This is a genomic window from Sporolactobacillus putidus, from assembly GCF_014647035.1.
Classification (GTDB): Bacteria; Bacillota; Bacilli; order Bacillales; family Sporolactobacillaceae; genus Sporolactobacillus; species Sporolactobacillus putidus.
Genome location: NZ_BMOK01000003.1, coordinates 58,169 through 74,698 on the forward strand (window position 1 = coordinate 58,169; position 16,530 = coordinate 74,698).

The following is a 16,530-nucleotide window of genomic DNA, read 5'->3' on the forward strand; positions in this document are numbered from 1 at the left end:
GATGGGTGTCATGAGGGTCACATTGAAAAAAGCGGCCTGTGTTTTCTTATGTACGGCAATCTGTTTTTCTATTCTCCCTGGACAGGCCTTCGGAGCGGGACCGGGGGTCTCCGCACAGGCGGCCGTGTTGATGGATCGTTCATCAGGGCGCATTTTATATGAAAAAAACGGTACTGAAGAACTTCCGATCGCAAGTATCACAAAAGTCATGACCGCAGTCCTTGCCATTGAATCGGGGAAAATGAACCAAATGGTGACGATAAGCGATCAAGCGATCAAAGCCGGAGGATCCTCAATCTATCTTAAGCCCGGGGAAAAGATCAGGCTCGCAGATCTGGTCTACGGACTGATGCTTCGCTCAGGAAACGATGCCGCCGTGGCTATAGCCGAGGCAGTTGCGCAAAGCGAAGCCGGTTTTGTGTTCCTGATGAATGAGAAAGCCAGGCTGCTCGGTATGACGGATACACATTTTACGAACTCGAACGGGCTCGATAATCCCGATCATTATTCAACAGCGGACGATATGGCTATTCTTACTCAATATGCGATGAGTCACGCCCTTTTTCGTAAAATCGTTCAAACCAAAGTCTATAAGGCATCCGCAACAAACAAGGAGGGCGTCCGCCTCTGGCGGAATAAAAATAAAATGCTCACCCAATATCCGTTTTCGACAGGCGGGAAAACGGGATTTACAAGAACGGCCGGACGCACACTGATTTCCACCGCTTCAAAGAATCAGCTTGATTTGATTGCCGTGACGCTAAATGACGGCAATGATTGGCTGGATCACAAAAATCTGTTTGAATGGGCGTTTTCTGTATATCAGCAGACAGAAGTGGTAAGAAAAGGGAAATTCGAGGCAAATGCGGATCCTTTTTATCGCGGACATCTCTATGCTTCAAGGTCACTTTTCCTTCCGCTTACCAAAGACGAGCAAAGAAGCTTTACCAAAAAACTGATTCTGATCAGACCGCCGGTACAAAATAAAAATTGGACGCCTCCGTCACCGGCGGGGCGTGTCGTGATCCTGCTCGGAAACCGCGAAATTGCCGAAGTTCCCCTTTTCTACGAAAAAGCCAAAGAGAAAACCAAGGGATTATGGCCCCTTTTCGCAGATTTTTTTAAGGCGGAGTTTACAGGGAGTGAGTTGCCATGATTAATGTGATATGGGTGGCTCTGTTCGTCATTGGCATGGTGTACGCGGCGTTTCACGGGACGATGAACTCGGTCAATCAGGCCGTTTTTCAATCTGCTTCAGACGCGGTAGCGATCTGTATCGGGCTGATCAGCGTGCTTATTTTCTGGCTCGGCTTAATGAAGATTGCGGAAAAATCGGGACTGCTGGAAAAATTAAGCCGCTTATTTAAACCGGTCATGAGGCTGCTCTTTCCCGAGGTGCCTGCCGACCATCCGGCTATGGGCTACATTCTATCGAACACGATTGCTAATCTGTTCGGACTTGGAAACGCGGCGACACCGATGGGGATCAAGGCGATGAAGGAGCTGAAAAAATTAAACGGGGGAAGTACGAAGCCAAGCCGTTCGATGATTACGCTGCTTGCTCTGAATACATCCGGCCTGACCCTTGTCCCGGCGACTGTCATCGCGATCAGGATGAAGTACGGGTCCGCTTCCCCGACAGATATTGTCGGACCGACACTGCTGGCAACATTGTGTACCACACTGTCGGCCATCCTGATCGACCGGTTCTTCTATCATCGTCGCAAGCGAAGGGAGAGGAAGTAATTGGCCTCAGTGACCGCACTTTCCATCTGGCTGATCCCGTCTCTCATCGGGATGATTCTTTTATACGGGACCTTTAAGCGGATTCCATCATACGAGGCTTTTGTGGAGGGAGGAAAAGAAGGTTTCTCTCTTGCCGTCTCAATCATGCCGTTTCTGGTCGGCATGCTGACAGCGATCGCTGTATTTCGGTCATCCGGAGCGATGGATGCCCTGATTCGTTCAATCGGACCTTTACTCTCGGCCATCGGTATGCCTCCCGAAGTCGTTCCGCTGGCGATACTGCGCCCGATTTCAGGAACCGGTGCACTTGGCTTGATGAGTGATCTGATTAAAACGTACGGACCGGATTCTTTTATCGGGCGGCTGGCGTCGGTCATGCAGGGAAGTACGGACACGACTTTTTATGTAGTAACGGTTTATTTCGGCGCGGTGGGCGTTCAAAAGATCGGAGATGCCCTTAAGGTCGGACTTCTTGCTGATGCAATAGGTGTGATCTGCTCCGTCCTGATTGTCACGCTCGTCTTCGGAAAGTAAATGAACTCGAACGCTCCACTCAACAACATATTCTAAAGTAAATACGGTCCAAAAGAGTGAACAAAGATTGAAACTTGAGAAAAGTTTCCGCCGGCGTTATGATATTGCTGAGGTGAAATGATGGAACGATTGCAGAAAGTGATTGCTCAGTCAGGCGCTGCGTCAAGAAGAAAGGCGGAACAGTTGATTGCAGCCGGCCGAGTCAAGCTCAACGGGCAAACAGTGACGGTACTTGGAACGAAAGTATCGGCCAGCGATGAAATTACGATAGACGGGATTCCCATTGATAAAGAAGAACTCGTCTATTTCTTGCTTTACAAACCGACAGGCGTTATTTCGAGTGTGAAAGACGACCGGAACAGAACTACGGTCGTCGACTTTTTTAAACAGGTTCCGCAGCGGCTGTTTCCCGTCGGCCGTCTCGACTATGACACGTCCGGCGCCATACTGCTGACGAATGATGGAACATTAGCCAACAAACTGATGCATCCCAGCTTTGAAATAGACAAAACATACATAGCAAGAGTCAGTCCGGTCCCAACGGCCGAACAATTGCGTTTATTGGTTTCAGGCGTACTTCTTGAGGACGGCATGACGGCGAAGGCCAAAGTACAAATGGTAACAAGTGACCGGGAAAAAGGATCGGCTTCGGTACGGCTGACGATTCACGAAGGGCGCAATCGTCAGGTGCGCCGAATGTTTTCTGCGTTGGACATCACAGTCAAAAAATTAAAAAGAGAGCGTTATGGGTTTCTGAGTTTGGACGGGCTTCACCCTGGGGATGGAAGGCCGCTGAAGCCGCATGAAATCAAAACGCTGTACCATCTGGTCAATACGAAGCAGCAGCCTCTGTAGACTGTCTGCCGCTTGTTTTTTTCTTTTTTTGCGAACAGATGCATTTTTTTCGGCTTGATTTAAAAGAATATGAAACAGTAGAAGAAACTATTTGGTCCGGAAGGCTGTTTTTTTTAATGAAATTGTTTAAAATAAGACATAGGATTGACACATATAAAAATTAATAACGGATTTTTCCGGTACTTCAGGAGTAGGCAGCTTTTCAAGTGCAGGTTCGCTGAAAAAATGGCACTTTGATCAGCATCGTCTTATTGAATTTAATGCTTGTCCGATACATGCATGTGAAATAGAGATGCGGTGAACAGCCTTTTTGATTCATTAGCTTTTTGGCGGCCACAGTAATATAGAGACTAAAGAGCACGGTTGACGGAACAAGGGAGGATCATGGGATGGAAGAGAAGAAAGCGGCGATTTTAGTCGTTGACGATGAGGAAAGAATACGCAAACTTTTAAAAATGTATCTTGAAAGGGAAGGTTATCAGATTGATGAAGCCGGCGACGGTGAACTTGCCTTGAAATCAGCCCTGGACAAAGATTACGACTTAATTATTCTTGACCTTATGCTGCCGGGTATGGACGGTATCGAGGTTTGCGAAAAGCTTCGTGAATCCAAGGCGACACCGGTGATCATGCTTACCGCGAAGGGTGAAGAAGCCAACCGCGTCCAGGGTTTTGAGGTGGGTTCCGATGACTATATTGTGAAGCCTTTCAGCCCCCGGGAAGTTGTACTCAGGGTAAAGGCTCTTTTGCGGCGCTCGTCCAAGACAAAATTTTTTGAAACGGACACAACGGCGAAAAACATCATTGTTTTTCCTCACCTGATGATTGATCACGATGCGCATCGTGTGAAGGTTGATAATCAGGAGGTCAATCTGACACCAAAGGAATATGAGCTTTTGTATTATCTGTCGCAAAATCCCGACAAAGTTTTCTCACGGGAACAGCTGCTTAAAGATGTCTGGAATTATGAGTTCTTCGGGGATTTGAGGACCGTAGATACGCACGTCAAGCGTTTGAGGGAAAAACTAAACCATATATCCGAGGAAGCGGCGAACATGATTGTGACCGTATGGGGTGTCGGCTATAAAATCGAGGTAGAGACAGAGGGATGATCTGGCGAAGCATTATTGGAAAATTATGGGCGACAATCATTGCGCTTGTAACCATTGTCCTGCTTTTTCTGACGATTCTTCTGCTTCAGCTTTTTGAGAATAATAACCTATTGCAAGCCGAACTTCAATTGGAAAAAATAGGAAATAAAATTGTGCAGATCGTGGAAAAATCAAACGGCGGTTCGGCGGCGTGGTCATCGATTTCGGACATTGTCGATGTCTACTCGGCTGGAAGTGCGGTAATCTCCGGCAACAGTTACTGGCATTCTCCTGAGGCTGACGGTCTTCCGAATTTGAGCCGCCGTTTTTTGGAATCGGATACAGTTCTCAAAAAAGCACTTAACGGCAACCAGCGTGTAGCCAGGCAAAGCAGTTTCACAGTTAGCGTTAATGGCCGTGAAACGAGCGAACGGCTGATGATTGTCGGAGTCCCGCTTCAGATGAAGTCCGGAGCCCGGGGGGCTGTCTACGTCTTTCAGCCGCTGCAGGTTGCTCAGAATACTATGAATCAATCAGATAAGCTGATTTATATCAGTGTGGGTATTGCGATTATTTTAACCACTTTCTTTGCATTCTTTCTTTCAACACGAATTGGTGCGCCGCTCAGAAAAATGCGAACAGCAGCTCTTCAGGTCGCACTTGGGAACTTTGACATCAATGTTCCGGTCGTAACGCGTGACGAAGTCGGCGAACTTGCCGTTGCTTTCAATAATATGAGAAAAAAACTGAAGACCAATATGACGGCACTGAATCAGGAGAAGGAGCAGCTGTCCGGAATTGTAAATAATATGGCGGACGGCGTTCTGATGCTTGATGATCAGGGCAGGATTCTGACGAGCAATCCGCCGGCCGACCGTTTTCTCCGCTCATGGAACTTCGAACAGAGTGCTGAGACAGACAACACGACGCAGGCACCGGATGTCCTGACCAACTTGTTTCAGGAAGTGGCCGCAGAAGGCAGGCAGAAAATTCATGAGGTGAGCTCGCAAGGCTATTTCTGGGTGGTGATCATGACACCGCTCTATGATCAGGACAGAGTGCGCGGGGCAGTTGCCGTGCTTCGCGACATGACTGAAGAACGCCACATCGATCAAATGAAAACAGGGTTTATTGCCAATGTCAGCCATGAACTGCGCACGCCGATTGCCATGATGCAAGGATACAGCGAAGCGATCATTGATGATATCGCCCAGACGGAACAGGAAAAAAAAGATATGGCGCAGATTATTCTGGATGAATCAAAGCGGATGGGACGTCTCGTAAGCGAACTTCTGGATCTCGCCAAACTTGAGGCCGGACACTTTCAGCTCGATAAGAAAGAAGTTCCGCTTGCCGATTTTCTCGGCCACGCAGTGTATAAGTTCAACAATCTGGCCAAAGAAACGGGAATCAGCCTGAATATGGAGACGAAGATTAGCGAGAGTATGCGTTTTGAGCTTGATCCCGACCGTATTGAACAAGTCTTAACCAACTTAATCGATAACGCAATCCGGCATACGAAAAAGGGCGGGGCGGTTAACGTCGGTGTCAGTCTGGAAGAGGAACAGGTGGTTGTTCGTGTGCGGGATACAGGGACAGGCATTTCTAAAAAGGATCTTCCTTTTGTTTTCGAACGCTTCTACAAAGAAGATAAAGCGAGAACGAGAGGAAAGTCCGGAACCGGACTGGGACTTTCGATTGCGAAACATATTATTGAGGCACACGGTGGCGAGATCAGTGTGAACAGCAGGAAGGGGGAGGGAACGACTTTTCGTTTTACCCTTCCTTTCACGCAAAATGTCTTATCCTGAATCGCCATCTCCGGAGTTTCCAGTCATAAGGCTGGTTCTTTCGAAAAACCTTGGTTCGCACCCACTTTTTTAAATCCGTCTCTTGACAGATCGCGTTTCATTGATTATGATTAGGTCGTAAATAAAATGTAAGGGTTTTCATGTCGGTTCGATGCTAGTTATAATTGAACGTATAAGGTTTTCGTAAAACGTTCAACGGATAGAATTGTAGTTGTCTGTTGTTGTGTGTTTTATTAGTGAATTTTGCGGACGTTTGCAAAGAGTCAATCAGTTTTAACTTGTCGACAAGTATACAAATTGATTAAAAGATCGCTGTTTGAATGGGGTGTTGTAAATGGAAATAGGCATGATCGGTTTAGGAAAAATGGGGCAGAATCTGACTTTGAATATGTCTGAACATGGTTTTCATGTTAAAGCCTTCGACATTTCCGAGCAAGCCGTTCATCAATTAAAAGACAAAGAAAATGTTGCCTGTTTTATTAAATTGGATGAATTGATTCGTCACTTAAAGAAACCCAGAGTTCTCTGGCTTATGGTACCGGCCGGAAAACCGACGGAAGAAACGGTAAAAAAGCTCCTGAGTTGCCTTGACGAAGGTGATATTGTTTTGGACGGCGGCAATTCAAAGTACACAGACTCAATTAAGAACTATAAGCTGTTTCAGCAGATCGGCGTATCTTTTTTGGATGTCGGGACTTCAGGCGGTATGGAGGGAGCAAGAAAAGGTGCGTGTCTGATGGTGGGCGGCGATAGGAAAACATTTGATTTTGTCGAGCCTTTGTTCAAAGCTGTCACCGTTCCGGATGGCTATTTATATACAGGGGAATCCGGGAGCGGCCATTTCCTGAAAATGGTTCACAACGGCATTGAATACGGTATGATGGAATCCCTGGCGGAGGGTTTCGAAGTTCTGGATAAAAGCCGGTTCAACTTTGACAATCAGGCGGTCGCGAAAGTCTGGAACCATGGTTCTGTCATCAGGAGCTGGCTCGTTGAATTACTGGAAGATGCTTTTTCCAAAGATAACAACCTTGAACATATCAGCGGTGTAATGGAATCGTCAGGGGAAGGGCAGTGGACGGTTGAGACGGCGATTGATCTGAAAGCGTCCACACCGGTGATCGCTCTTGCGTTGATTATGCGTTACCGCTCGCTTGAAAGCGATACGTTTACCGGTAAAGTTGTTGCGGCTTTGCGAAATGAATTTGGCGGCCATCCGGTTGTCAAAATTTAATGGACAGATTTTTTAGAGAGCTCACATCACAATTTCATTATTAAGCAGATGGAGGGATTTCGAATGGATAACAATCTGAAAGTGAAAATCTACGCGGACGGTGCCGTGCTGAGCGACATGCTCTCCGCCTATCAGTCCGGTTTTGTCTCGGGCTTCACGACCAATCCGAGCCTGATGAAGAAGGCGGGCGTCACAGACTATGTCGCCTTCGCCCAGGAAGTGGTTGAAGAGATTCCTGATCTGCCGCTGTCCTTTGAAGTGTTCGCGGACGATTTCGAGACGATGGAAAAAGAGGCGGAGAAAATCCATTCCTTCGGCCCGAATGTCTTCATCAAGATTCCGATCACGAACACGAAGGGCGAATCGTCCATCCCACTGATCCGCAAGCTGGAAGCCAAAGGCTATTCACTGAATGTAACGGCGATTCTAACGACGGAGCAGGTCGAGGCGACGGTCGAGGCACTGAACCCGGAAGTGGAGAACATTGTCTCCGTCTTTGCCGGCCGGATCGCCGACACAGGGCGCGACCCGATTCCGTACATGAAAAAATCCGTCGCGATCTGCCGGTCGAAAAAAGGCGCAAACCTGCTCTGGGCCAGCTCGCGCGAACTGTTCAACGTCTATGAGGCGGACCGGCTCGGCGTCGACATCATCACCTGCACGCCGGAAATTGTCGGGAAACTGAAGAAAGTCGGCAAGCCGCTCGAGCAGGTGTCGCTCGACACGGTCAAAGGCTTCAATAAAGACATTCAGGCGCTTGGCTATTCGATTCTGTAATTTTATTAAAATTTTTTCTAAAATCCAGCTGTTTCCTTCTTATTTTGAAAGTGCAGCCGCACGCTTGATCTTTTAAAAATAGATTGTTTCCAGGTGTCTTTTTCCGAAAAACAAGTGAATTTTTGGTGGAAATGCTTACATCATACGTAAATTTACTGTATTATGTAACATGTACCCTCGAATGCTTATTCAGGCTTATTGTTAAAAAAAACCGCTTTCGACGGTAAATGTACACAGGTGTTGTTCCATCTGCAGAGCATCCCCCTGAATTCATTTGAAATAGGAGACCTGATCATGCAATTTCCCCCACTATGGATGAAAGGCGCTTCTCTAGGAGAGCGTATCGCCAATGTTCTTAGACTGCGGATTGTCAGTGGCGAGATTAAACCGGGCAGTATTTTGTCTGAAAACAAGATCGCCAAAGACTTTGGAACCAGCAGGTCGCCGGTCCGCGATGCGATGAAGGCGCTGTCTGCCGACGGGCTGATTAATCTGGAACGGATGGGGGCGGTTGTGTTAGGCCTTGATTTGAAGGATATACAGGAATTATATGATGTACGCTATCTCATCGAAAGTTTCGCCCAACAGCGAATTCCGGAGCAAAATCTTGAGAATCTTGTATTGACGCTGAATCAGATTGTCGATCAAATGGAACTGGCGCTCAAGTATCAGAATCAAAGCGAGTTTGCCTATCAGGATCTGACATTCCATGAAACGATCATTATCAAGACCAATCACATGCGAATATTGAATCTTTGGAACGGCCTTCGGCATCTTGTGATGGCGGTTATTCTCGTGACGACGGAAGAGGTGTTTTCACACGGAGATGATCACGTCGAATGGGTGATCGAAAAACATCGAAAGATCATAAGAGGGTTGCAGACGAAACAGCAGGCCGCCATCGAAAAATCGGTTCAAGAGTACTTCTCCGATTCAAAACAGACTCTAAACAAGGCTTTTCCGCCGAGTGAGTAAATAGAGAAGCACGCATAAAAATGGTTTTTAATGCAAAGGGCTTATTTGAAACAAAAAAAGTTGTCGACAAGTAGACAAAAGAGAAGAAAGGTCTAAAATTCATCATTTATGAAACCGCTGTCATTAATAACAATTACGTAAGCGCTTTACTTTTGGGGCTTGCAAAAGACGGCAGGGTTTCGTGCATTGACTTATAAATCAATCTTTTTTCATCATCTGAATGAAATGAGCAGACATTTTACTAAGTATAAATTCATAAAAAAGGGTGTTTACGATGAAAAAATCTTATATGATCGGTGTCGATATTGGAACGACGAGTACTAAGGCCGTACTCTACGAAACAAGCGGAAAAGTTGTGTCGCATGATAACCAGGGTTATCCGCTTTATACGCCGACTGCTCTGATCGCCGAGCAGGATCCGGAAGAAATTTTTCAGGCTGTGCTAAGCGCTGTGAAAAATGCGATCAGCAAATCCGGGGTTTCTTCTGAGAGTGTGAAGTTTGTTTCATTCAGTTGCGCGATGCACGGCGTGATACCGGTGGATGCTGACGGAAAACCGCTGATGAGATGCATGACCTGGGCGGATAACCGCAGCGTGGACTGGAGCAGGCGGCTGAAAAACGAAATGGGCGGTCATGCGATTTACTTGAGGACAGGAACGCCTATTCATCCGATGTCTCCGATAACCAAATTGCTTTGGCTGCGTCACGAGAACCCTGAGATTTTTTCCAGGGCAGCCAAGTTTATCTCTATAAAGGAATATGTCTTTCACAAGCTGTTTGGCCGGTATGTCATTGACTATTCGATCGCCTCATGTACCGGCCTGCTGAATCTGGCTCATCTGGACTGGGACCGGGAAGCGCTGGAAATAGCCGGGATTACACCGGAGCGTCTGTCCGAACTTGTTCCGACCACTTATATCCTGACAGGCATGGATCGGACATTTTCGGAGCAGATGAATCTTAAGACCGATACTCCGTTCGTGATCGGAGCGAGTGACGGGGTGCTTTCCAACCTGGGCGTAGACGCCATACAGCCCGGAGTCGTGGCGGTGACAATTGGAACAAGCGGAGCGATACGAACCGTCATCGATCAGCCGAAGACCGATCCAAAGGGAAGACTTTTTTGCTACGAGCTTACCGACAAAATGTGGGTGGTTGGCGGCCCCGTAAATAATGGCGGCGGTGTTCTGCGGTGGGCGAAGGACGAATTTGCCGCTTCTGAAGTTGAAACAGCAAAGCGGCTCGGAATCAATCCTTATGACGTGCTGACCAAGATGGCCGAACGCGTCAGCCCAGGGTCGGACGGTCTGATTTTTCAGCCTTATTTCAGCGGCGAACGTGCGCCTCTCTGGAATCCGAATGCCCGCGGCGCTTTTTTCGGACTGACTTTGCACCATCAAAAACAGCATATGATTCGCTCTGTACTTGAGGGGATTATTTTCAACTTGTACAGTGTGCTGCTTGCCATGCGGGAGCAAACCGGTGAACCCAGAAAAATACAGGCAACAGGGGGATTTGCCCGTTCCCCGCTCTGGCGCCAGATGATGGCCGATATTTTCAATCAGCCAGTCAGTGTGCCGGAAAGCTTCGAAAGTTCCTGCCTCGGAGCCGCAGTGCTGGGGCTGCATGCAACGGGAGAAGCGGACTCGCTCTCGGTGGTTTCTGATATGGTAGGCGCCATTCATCGGCATGTGCCGATCAAGGAAAACGTCGTGATTTATGAACAGCTTTTCCCAATCTTTATTCGTCTTTCACGGAAACTGGAGGAGGAATGGAGCGATATCGCGGCATTTCAGCGGGCCTTATTCAAAGAATAATAAGAGCTTCAGTGCCGGTGGTCTAAGAAAAAAAGGGAAGCGGTGGAAACAATGAAACAAAATCACTTATCAACAATTAAGCCTTATACAAGAGCTATTTTGAAGGGACATCTTTGCTCGTGCGGTGTGGATTACGATAAAATGGATCGTCCGATTATAGCGATCGCCAATTCATGGAATGAAATCGTGCCGGGCCATGTTCATCTCAGACAATTGGCCGACCGGGTAAAGAAAGGTGTCAGAGAGGCGGGCGGCCTTCCGCTTGAATTTAATACGATCGCCGTTTGCGACGGAATCGCCCAAGGCCATGACGGAATGAAATATTCACTTCCAAGCCGGGACATTATTGCCGACAGCGTTGAAACAATGGTGAAAGCCCATGAAATTTTTGATGGGATGGTGGTGCTCAGCTCATGTGATAAAATCGTGCCCGGCATGCTGATGGCAGCCGCGCGTCTGAACCTTCCGAGCCTGACCGTCCTCGGCGGAGTCATGCCGAACTATATCAAACCGAAAGAATCCAAGGCGGCGAGGCAGCAATTTTTGGCGGGCAAGCTTGACGAAAAAGGGCTTGTCGAAACGACAAATAAATATTATCCATGCGCAGGCGCCTGTCCGTTTCTCGGCACGGCAAATACAATGCAGGGACTGTCTGAAGCGCTTGGCATGGCTCTTCCAAACACATCATGGATGAGAGCGCTTTCCGATGAACAGCTGGACTCGGCTGAAGAAGCGGGAAGGCAGATTGTACAGCTGGTTGACTCAGGAATCAGGCCGCGTGACATTATGACGCCGGACGCGTTCAGCAACGCGATTTCCGTTTTGCTGGCCATGGGCGGTTCACTGAATGCCTGCCTGCATCTTCCGGCGATCGCCCGTGAAGCAGGGGTCGATCTTCCGCTCGATCTCTTTGATCAGATCAGCCGCCGTGTTCCATTTATTGCAGGTGTTACGCCGAACAACAATGACTATACGACAAATGACCTGCAGCGTGCCGGGGGAATGCCGGCACTGATGAAAGAACTTTCCCCTCTTCTAAAAATGGATGCGCTTACTGTGACGGGCAGGTCCGTCTCTGAAAACATTGCCGGCGCGAAAGTTCTGGACCGCGAAATTATTCATTCTCTGAATCTCCCTCTGGAAAGGGAGGGGGGGATTGCCGTATTGAAAGGTAATCTGGCCAGTCAGGGTGCACTAATCAAACAGTCCGCGGTGCCGGAAGAATTAATGGTGTTTTCTGGTCCGGCACGCGTTTTCAATTCGGAAGAAGAATTTCAGGAAGCCTATACGGCCGGCAGAATTGCCGAGAACGATGCCGTCGTCATTCGCTACGAAGGACCTAAAGGCGGACCGGGTATGCGGGAACTGCACCGATGCACAGAAATACTCGCCAGGTATAAGCGGATCGCTTTAATCACGGACGGCCGTTTTTCAGGCGCCTCAGCTGGATTGTCCATTGGGTATATGAGCCCGGAAGCAGCGGAGGGAGGGATTCTGGCTCTGGTCAGAGATGGGGACGTGATTCATATCGATGTACCAGCGCGCTCAATTTCCCTCGATGTACCTGAAGATGAGCTTCGGAAAAGAAAAGAACATCTCGCTCAATTGACAAAAGAAGCGAGCCGATTTTTAAAACTGTACTCATCCAGCACAGCATCAGCCGCTCAAGGCGCCGTGCGTACGATATAAAAAGGGAGGCTTTTCCGTGTTAAAAAAGTATGAAGTTCTTCAGGAGATTAAAAGCAGCAAAATTGTTGCCGTTATTCGCGGCCGCAGTGCTGAAGAGGCTTGTGAAATTTCCAGAGCGTGTATCAGGGGCGGAATTAAAGCCATAGAAGTGACATTTACAACACCGAACAGTTTGCGCGTGCTTCAGAAGCTCTCAAACGAAGACGTTCATGCATTGATCGGAGCAGGCACCGTGCTTGATGCTGAGACGGCCAGACTTGCGATCATGAACGGAGCGGCTTTTGTCGTCAGCCCCAATTTTTCGAAGGAAATCTGTGAGACGTGCAACCTCTACTCGGTGCCCTATCTGCCCGGATGTTTTACGATTACGGAGATGGTTTCCGCATTGAGAGCGGGAGCCGACGTGATTAAAGTGTTTCCGGGAAGTGTCGCCGGCCCGGATTATATTAAGAGTGTTAAGGGACCGCTACCCAATATCAACCTGATGCCGACAGGGGGTGTGGGTTTAGACAATGTTGTCCGATGGTTAGATGAAGGGAGTTTCGCAGTGGGCGTCGGAAGTGTGCTGACGAAAGCAATGAACGGCGAAGACTACAAGGTGGTAGAAGAGAATGCCAGGAAGTTTGTTGAGAAAGTTTCCGTATTAAGCGGTTCGGCCGTCTGACCTTTGCTGAAGAAAAGATAAGGCTGATGCTGATCAGGACGGCAGCACGATCATATCAGAAAGTATAAAAGTCTCAAAAACAGACCGATCGGCCGTTTTTGAGACTTTTCATGTTTGTCTGTCGCAGGCTGCATAAGCCATTTTTAAAAGAATCCGGACAAGATATTGAAAACAGTTTACTTCCGGAAAAATGACCGGTTCAGACCCAGAAAAATTCGGACGGAGAGAACGCATTTCAAGCTTTTCCGCTTTTTTCCAGAGTGAACGGATTGTCCGAAATCCGGATCGATTCGGTAGGACACCCCTCAAAGGCGTCAGCCAGATCATCCAGCAATTCATCAGGTACTGAGCGTTTCCCCATGTTATTATCTAAAAGTGAAAAGGCAAGCCCGTCATCGTCATAATCAAATAAGTCGGGTGCCGACGCTCCGCAAGCTCCGCACGAAATGCAGGTTTCTCTATCCACCATAGTATATTTTGCCACTTGTAAAACATCCCTTCTTACATTTAATACAGCCTTTATTGTAAGAAAGGCAGGTCTTTTTTTCAAGAGACGGGCACGTGAATATTTTGAACGATTGTCGAAAATGAAAAAGAAAAGGAATAAAATAAGAGAAAAAGAACACTCTGCACGGGTGAGTGGAAACGGAGGAAATCCTTTGTCGTACCGCTATTATCTGTTTCTCTATCTCATTCGGCAATTCAATGGTGAACGAACGCTATCCGGCATTTTTCATTTATTAAAAGGAAAAAAATCGGCCCAGACGATTCAGGATAGTTTTCTCTTTCATGCAGAACCTTTTTTCCACTCAATTGACAGCATGGATCGCCGGATTTTCAATCGTTTGACAGAAGAAAGCAGGCAAAAAGAATGGATTTCTCCTAAAGAGGGCAGTCAGGATAAGTATGTGCTGACTTCAGACGGACATAAGGTACTGACGCGGCTGGAAAAAACCTGCTCCTTCCCAGGCGGTCTCTTATTCACGGAAACTGTAAACAGTGAAACCGATTTCTGGCTGAAGCTTCAGCTGGCTGTCCAGACTCTCTCCGAACTGACACACCGGCAATCTGCTTTTCTTCCAGTAACCCGCCAGGGAGCGGTAACCGAAAGCGTCCGCCGCTTTCTGAAAAATTCTGCTTTGGATCGCTGTATGCTGGCAAAACGCGTATTTGAGGAGCTGCACGGTTTTTTATCAGGAATACCGAAAGACGAGGCAGACATGCTGGTTGGTCAAATGACGGGCTTTGGCATGGCCGGGCTGACGATCAATCAGCTTTCCGATTGTCTCAGACGGGACGCTTTTGAGTGCCAGCTCTTGTTTAAATCGGCCCTGAGGCGCCTTCTGCATCGGATGTCAGAAAGCCCAGGGTACTTTCCAAACCTTTGCCGCCTGCAGGACGCGAGAAGGGGTACGCTTTCTGCGACGGCAGGACAGACTTTCCGCTATTTGAAAGAGGGTATGCCGGTCAAAATGATAGCAGCAAAGAGAAAACTGTCTTCCGGGACAATTGAGGATCATATTGTCGAAATTGCGCTCAAGGTTCCGGGTTTCAGTACTGCCCGATATCTGCCTGAACCGGTGAACCGTCTGATTCATGAGGCCATATCCTTGACAAAGACACGGCAGCTAAAACCAATAAAGGAACTTCTACACGACCGTGCCAGTTACTTCCAAATCCGGCTTGCATTGGCACAGGATGCGGCGAAATGGGGGGAAGACGCAGGTGGAAAAGGAAAAACCCGGACAAATGAAAAATAAAACGGGCGCAATGCGCCAGGCTGAAGATGTTCTGTACAGAATTTTCGGTTATAAAAGCTTTCGCCCGGGTCAGAAGCAGGTGATACAGGCATTGCTGAATCATCGGGACGTCTTTGCCATGATGCCGACAGGAAGCGGAAAATCGCTTTGCTATCAGGTGCCCGGCTACATCTTATCGGGAATGGTGTTGATTGTGTCTCCTCTTCTTTCCTTAATGGAAGATCAGGTAGATTCACTTCGCCGAGCCGGAGAAAAAAAAGTACGTGCCCTGAACAGCATGCTCCATCCTAAAGAAAAAAAGTATCTGCTCGAGCATTTGACAGGACTGCGTTTTCTCTTTGTCTCGCCGGAGATGCTGAGGCGCCCTGCGGTTCTTGATGCACTTGAGCGGGTGCGCATTTCACTGTTTGTGGTGGACGAGGCTCACTGCATCTCGCAGTGGGGACACGAGTTTCGTCCGGATTATCTTCATCTTTCGGATGTCAGGGCAAGGCTCGGCTCGCCCTGACAGCAACCGCAGACTTCAGAGTAAGACAAGATATCATTCGTCATCTCCATCTTCATGAGAGCGAGCAGCTGCTGCAGAGTGTTGATCGTCGGAACATAGCGCTTATTGTCCGGAAGGTTGAAGGCAGTAAAGAAAAAATAGAACAACTGCTCCGGCTGATTGAAAAGGTCAGTCTGCCGGGTATTGTTTACTGTTCAAGTCGGGACTGGACCGAAAAAATTGCGGAAATCATCCGAACGAGACTGAATGTTCGCGCGGCTTTTTACCATGGAGGCATGTTGGCGGAAGATCGGAGAAAAATTCAGAATCAGTTTCTTGATCATGAACTGGATGTCTTATGCTGTACAAATGCATTTGGAATGGGGATCAATAAGCCGGACGTGCGTCTGGTTGTTCATTTTCACTATCCGCGCAGCCTGAATAGCTATCTTCAGGAAATCGGGAGAGCGGCGCGCGACGGCGGACAGGGGCTGGCCGTGCTGTATTATTCTGAGGAGGACGACCGTCTTCCCGCCGCTTTTATCGAGAGTAATTACCCGACAGCCGCCTTGCTCCGCACTGTTCTGAGCCGGATGGACCGTGAACGGCTGCGACCTGACGATGAAGAACGTTTTATGGAAATTATGACAAGTGCGGGGGCCGGTGAAACGGCGTCCCGCTTTATTCTGGAGCAGGTCAGGACAAAACGGGAAGGTACGGCCTATCTGTCTCTGATGGACCAGTGCCTGCAGCTGATTCGTATAAGGCGGACAGAACAGCTAGAGGATCTCGGTAAAATGCGCAGCTGGATGTCCGGAAAAGAGTGCCGCCGGGCATCCTATCTGCGGTTCTTTGATGAAAAACTTTCTGACAAGCCGCCATTGTGCTGCGATCGGTGCGGAGCTGGCATCGATGATTTTCAGCGGGATCAGTCGGAGATGCGCTCCCCCGGTCCGGAATTGAATTGGGAGAAACGTCTCAGCACGCTGCTTGTCGGAAGACCGAGAGATTGAAACCGTCCGATGACTGCTAAACCATCCGGCAAAGAATCAGAAAGGTTCTTTATCTTTCCAAAAAAACATCCTTGC

General features: G+C 48.2%; 16 protein-coding genes. 15 read left to right on the forward strand and 1 reads right to left on the reverse strand.

Annotated features, from left to right (window positions below; translation table 11 throughout):
• The first annotated feature begins 10 nt into the window (after positions 1–10).
• The 12 genes from IEX81_RS04405 to IEX81_RS04460 all read left to right on the forward strand — a co-directional run bounded on the left by IEX81_RS04405 (position 11) and on the right by IEX81_RS04460 (position 13,195).
• On the forward strand, positions 11–1,156 hold the full coding sequence (locus IEX81_RS04405; protein ID WP_229727469.1) for a D-alanyl-D-alanine carboxypeptidase family protein: 1,146 nt from the start codon (positions 11–13) through the stop codon (positions 1,154–1,156).
• Entirely contained in the window at positions 1,153–1,746 is a 594-nt protein-coding gene (locus tag IEX81_RS04410; protein ID WP_188801862.1) for a nucleoside recognition domain-containing protein, read from the forward strand. The genes IEX81_RS04405 and IEX81_RS04410 overlap by 4 nt, the downstream gene beginning before the upstream one ends.
• Positions 1,747–2,280 carry a spore maturation protein gene (locus IEX81_RS04415; protein WP_229727470.1) on the forward strand — a complete coding sequence of 178 codons (534 nt, stop codon included), beginning with the start codon at positions 1,747–1,749 and terminating at the stop codon, positions 2,278–2,280.
• A gap of 120 nt (positions 2,281–2,400) precedes the next feature.
• Positions 2,401–3,135 carry a pseudouridine synthase gene (locus IEX81_RS04420; protein WP_188801863.1) on the forward strand — a complete coding sequence of 245 codons (735 nt, stop codon included), beginning with the start codon at positions 2,401–2,403 and terminating at the stop codon, positions 3,133–3,135.
• Positions 3,136–3,524: 389 nt separating this feature from the next.
• Complete coding sequence (locus IEX81_RS04425; RefSeq protein ID WP_188801864.1) at positions 3,525–4,247, forward strand: response regulator transcription factor; 723 nt, start codon at positions 3,525–3,527, stop codon at positions 4,245–4,247.
• Complete coding sequence (locus tag IEX81_RS04430; RefSeq protein WP_188801865.1) at positions 4,244–6,037, forward strand: ATP-binding protein; 1,794 nt, start codon at positions 4,244–4,246, stop codon at positions 6,035–6,037. Before IEX81_RS04425 ends, IEX81_RS04430 begins: the two co-directional genes overlap by 4 nt.
• Before the next feature lie 334 nt (positions 6,038–6,371).
• Positions 6,372–7,271 (forward strand): phosphogluconate dehydrogenase (NAD(+)-dependent, decarboxylating), encoded by a 900-nt coding sequence (gene gnd, locus IEX81_RS04435; RefSeq protein ID WP_188801866.1) that lies wholly within the window; start codon positions 6,372–6,374, stop codon positions 7,269–7,271.
• 63 nt (positions 7,272–7,334) lie between these two features.
• On the forward strand, positions 7,335–8,048 hold the full coding sequence (locus IEX81_RS04440; RefSeq protein ID WP_188801867.1) for a transaldolase: 714 nt from the start codon (positions 7,335–7,337) through the stop codon (positions 8,046–8,048).
• Positions 8,049–8,339: 291 nt separating this feature from the next.
• Positions 8,340–9,023, forward strand: coding sequence for a GntR family transcriptional regulator (locus IEX81_RS04445; RefSeq protein ID WP_229727488.1), 684 nt, complete (start codon positions 8,340–8,342; stop codon positions 9,021–9,023).
• 274 nt (positions 9,024–9,297) lie between these two features.
• A complete protein-coding gene (gene gntK / locus IEX81_RS04450; protein ID WP_188801869.1) occupies positions 9,298–10,842 on the forward strand; it encodes a gluconokinase in 1,545 nt (514 codons plus the stop codon).
• 51 nt (positions 10,843–10,893) lie between these two features.
• The gene (gene ilvD / locus IEX81_RS04455) at positions 10,894–12,531 is read left to right on the forward strand and encodes a dihydroxy-acid dehydratase (RefSeq protein ID WP_188801870.1); all 1,638 of its coding nucleotides are present in this window, start codon (positions 10,894–10,896) and stop codon (positions 12,529–12,531) included.
• A gap of 16 nt (positions 12,532–12,547) precedes the next feature.
• On the forward strand, positions 12,548–13,195 hold the full coding sequence (locus tag IEX81_RS04460; protein WP_188801871.1) for a bifunctional 2-keto-4-hydroxyglutarate aldolase/2-keto-3-deoxy-6-phosphogluconate aldolase: 648 nt from the start codon (positions 12,548–12,550) through the stop codon (positions 13,193–13,195).
• Between the two features lie 235 nt (positions 13,196–13,430).
• Here IEX81_RS04460 and IEX81_RS04465 read toward each other — a convergent pair whose 3' ends face one another.
• Positions 13,431–13,679, reverse strand: coding sequence for a ferredoxin (locus IEX81_RS04465; protein ID WP_188801872.1), 249 nt, complete (start codon positions 13,677–13,679; stop codon positions 13,431–13,433).
• Between the two features lie 175 nt (positions 13,680–13,854).
• Here IEX81_RS04465 and IEX81_RS04470 point away from each other — a divergent pair, with 175 nt between their 5' ends.
• Genes IEX81_RS04470 through IEX81_RS04480 form a run of 3 tightly spaced genes read left to right on the forward strand, consistent with a single transcriptional unit; the run spans position 13,855 to position 16,455 of the window.
• The gene (locus IEX81_RS04470) at positions 13,855–14,955 is read left to right on the forward strand and encodes a YpbB family protein (protein ID WP_188801873.1); all 1,101 of its coding nucleotides are present in this window, start codon (positions 13,855–13,857) and stop codon (positions 14,953–14,955) included.
• Positions 14,921–15,463, forward strand: a complete 543-nt coding sequence (locus IEX81_RS04475) for a DEAD/DEAH box helicase (RefSeq protein ID WP_188801874.1) — start codon at positions 14,921–14,923, stop codon at positions 15,461–15,463. Before IEX81_RS04470 ends, IEX81_RS04475 begins: the two co-directional genes overlap by 35 nt.
• Positions 15,394–16,455, forward strand: coding sequence for a helicase-related protein (locus IEX81_RS04480; RefSeq protein ID WP_188801875.1), 1,062 nt, complete (start codon positions 15,394–15,396; stop codon positions 16,453–16,455). Before IEX81_RS04475 ends, IEX81_RS04480 begins: the two co-directional genes overlap by 70 nt.
• Positions 16,456–16,530: the final 75 nt, after the last annotated feature.

Coding starts and splice junctions, on each gene's coding strand:
- IEX81_RS04405 (WP_229727469.1), top strand. CDS start 11: ATGAGGGTCACATTGAAAAAAGCGGCCTGTGTTTTCTTATGTACGGCA.
- IEX81_RS04410 (WP_188801862.1), top strand. CDS start 1,153: ATGATTAATGTGATATGGGTGGCTCTGTTCGTCATTGGCATGGTGTAC.
- IEX81_RS04420 (WP_188801863.1), top strand. CDS start 2,401: ATGGAACGATTGCAGAAAGTGATTGCTCAGTCAGGCGCTGCGTCAAGA.
- IEX81_RS04425 (WP_188801864.1), top strand. CDS start 3,525: ATGGAAGAGAAGAAAGCGGCGATTTTAGTCGTTGACGATGAGGAAAGA.
- IEX81_RS04430 (WP_188801865.1), top strand. CDS start 4,244: ATGATCTGGCGAAGCATTATTGGAAAATTATGGGCGACAATCATTGCG.
- gnd (WP_188801866.1), top strand. CDS start 6,372: ATGGAAATAGGCATGATCGGTTTAGGAAAAATGGGGCAGAATCTGACT.
- IEX81_RS04440 (WP_188801867.1), top strand. CDS start 7,335: ATGGATAACAATCTGAAAGTGAAAATCTACGCGGACGGTGCCGTGCTG.
- gntK (WP_188801869.1), top strand. CDS start 9,298: ATGAAAAAATCTTATATGATCGGTGTCGATATTGGAACGACGAGTACT.
- ilvD (WP_188801870.1), top strand. CDS start 10,894: ATGAAACAAAATCACTTATCAACAATTAAGCCTTATACAAGAGCTATT.